General features: G+C 69.6%; 3 protein-coding genes. All 3 read left to right on the top strand.

The window, feature by feature from the left end:
- Positions 1-101 precede the first annotated feature (101 nt).
- On the top strand, positions 102-896 hold the full coding sequence (locus tag RIF89_RS14115) for an energy-coupling factor transporter transmembrane component T (RefSeq protein WP_309069712.1): 795 nt from the start codon (positions 102-104) through the stop codon (positions 894-896).
- Positions 893-1756: an ABC transporter ATP-binding protein gene (locus RIF89_RS14110; protein WP_309069711.1), complete on the top strand. Its 864-nt coding sequence runs from the start codon at positions 893-895 to the stop codon at positions 1754-1756. The genes RIF89_RS14115 and RIF89_RS14110 overlap by 4 nt, the downstream gene beginning before the upstream one ends.
- Positions 1746-2293: ABC transporter ATP-binding protein (locus RIF89_RS14105; protein WP_309069710.1), on the top strand; the 548-nt coding region annotated here is incomplete at its 3' end. The genes RIF89_RS14110 and RIF89_RS14105, both read left to right, overlap by 11 nt.

Genomic DNA, 2293 nt, shown 5'->3' with positions numbered 1-2293 from the left:
GATCATCAAAGGCATCCCGCGACGACTGATGACCAAGTTGCCGCTCGGGCACGTCTACCTGGCCCCGGCCGGCGCACCCACCGCCGCGAAGGCGTACTGACATGACGGACACCGCGCTCGAAGCGGCCGCGCAGCGGTATCGCGCCGAGGCCACGCTGGGCAACCCGATCCGTGACATGAACCCGCTGATCCTGCTGGGCTGCATCGCGGCCCTGGCGACGGTCTCCGTGGTGATGCCCGGATGGATCGTCGCGGCGGCGATGGGCGCGGTGTTCGTCGGCATCGGCTTCCTGGCGGGGAAGGGGCGGGAGTACCTGATCACCTTTCTGAAGCTGTGGGCCGCCATCGGCCTCATCCTGTTCGTGCTCCGCGCGGTGCTCACCCGCGGAGGAGACGTGATCGTGCCGCTCGGGCCGATCGCGGTCACCACGCAGGGGGTGCAGGACGGGCTGCGGTTCGCCGCCGCCGTCATGGCGATCTGCGCGGCCGCCACCCTGTTCTTCGCCCTGGTCCCCATGCGGCACCTGATGCTCGCCCTGGAGCGGATCGGCGTCAGCCCCCGGATCAGCTACGTGCTGCTCGCGTCGTTCCAGTCGATCACCGACCTCGGCGCGACCGCCCGCGTCGTGCTCGAGGCGCAGAAGGCGCGGGGGATCGAGACCGAGGGCAACGTGCTGGTGCGCGTGCGCGCCTTCTTCCCGGTGCTCGCCCCGGTGTTCCTCAGTGCGATGAGCGCGACCGAGGAACGGGCGATCGCCCTGGACGCACGCGCTTTCAACAGGCCGGGCGCGCACACCTCGCTGGTGCGGCTGCGCGCGCCGCGCTGGTGGGAGTGGCTCGTGCTCGTGTTGCTCGTCGCGGCCGCCGTCGTCGCGACCGGCGGTGCGGTCGCATGACCCTCGCGAGCCTGCGCGACGTGCGCTTCACCTACGCCTTCTCCGACCGGCCGGCGCTGGACGGGCTGAGCCTCGAATGGGAGCGGGGTCGCGTGCACGGCGTCGTCGGCCTCAACTCGAGCGGCAAGTCGACCCTGTGCGCGCTGATCCGCGGCATCATCCCGCACTTTCACTCCGGCGAGCTGAGCGGCCGGGTGGAGATCCTGGGCCGCGAGCTCGAGGACTGGGATCCGGCGGAGCTGTCCACGGCGATCGGATGCGTCTTCGACAACCCGTTCACCCAGATCAGCGGCATCCGCGACACCGTCTTCGAGGAGATCTCGATCGGACTCGAGAACCTCGGCGTGCCGCGCGACGACATCATCGACCGGGTCACGCGCGTGGTGCGCAGGCTCGGCATCGCGCACCTCGTTGACAAGAACCCGAACGGGCTCTCGGGCGGGCAGCGGCAGAAGGTCGCGTTCGCGTCGATCATCGCGATGGACGCCGAGGTGATGGTCATCGACGAGCCCACCTCGCAGCTCGACCCGGAGTCGTCCGAGGAGGTCTTCGAGATCATCCGCGGGCTCAAGGATGCAGGCAAATCCATCGTCCTCGTCGAGCACAAGATCGACCTGCTCGCGGCGTACGCCGACACCATCACGGTGCTGCACGGCGGGGCGGTGGTGATGACGGGGCCCACCCGCGAGGTGCTCGGATCGCCCGAGCTCGCCGCGTTCTGCATCCGTCCGCCCGAGGTCGTCGAACTGGCGGTGCGCCTGCGCGATGACGGCAGAGACCTCGGGCTCATGCCCATGACCAGGGGCGAGGCGGCACAGGCCGTCGCCGCACGGATGGAGGAGGCGCGCCGTGCCTATTGAGCTGCGAGGGGCCGGCTACGACTACCCCGACGGGACCCGCGCCGTCGGCGCCGTCGACCTGCGGATCGATGACGGCGAGCGGGTGGCGATCGTCGGCCAGAACGGCGCCGGCAAGACCACCACGGTCAAGATGATGAATGGACTGCTGAAGCCCACCACGGGCGAAGTGCTCGTCGACGGCGTGGCCACGGCGGGGCGCACCACCGCGCAGGTGGCCCGTCACGTTGGCTACGTCTTCCAAAACCCCGACGACCAGCTCTTCGCGTCCGACGTGCGATCCGAGATCCAGTACCTCCCACGCTACCTGGGGTGGCCGGAGAGCAGGCGCGATGAGCGCGTGGTGCGAGCGGTTGAACTCACGGGCATCGGCGAGCACTTCGACACCAACCCCAAGGATCTGCCGACCGCGATCAGGAAGTTCGTCGCGATCGCTGCGATCCTCGTCGCGGAGTGCCGGTACGTGATCCTCGACGAGCCCACGGCCGGTCTCGACAGCGTCGGGCTTGCCCAACTGACCCGGATGCTGGACCGGCTCCG

This window comes from Microbacterium sp., from assembly GCF_031178525.1.
In the GTDB taxonomy this organism is placed as follows: domain Bacteria; phylum Actinomycetota; class Actinomycetes; order Actinomycetales; family Microbacteriaceae; genus Microbacterium.
This window is presented reverse-complemented; position numbering and strand designations above follow the sequence as displayed.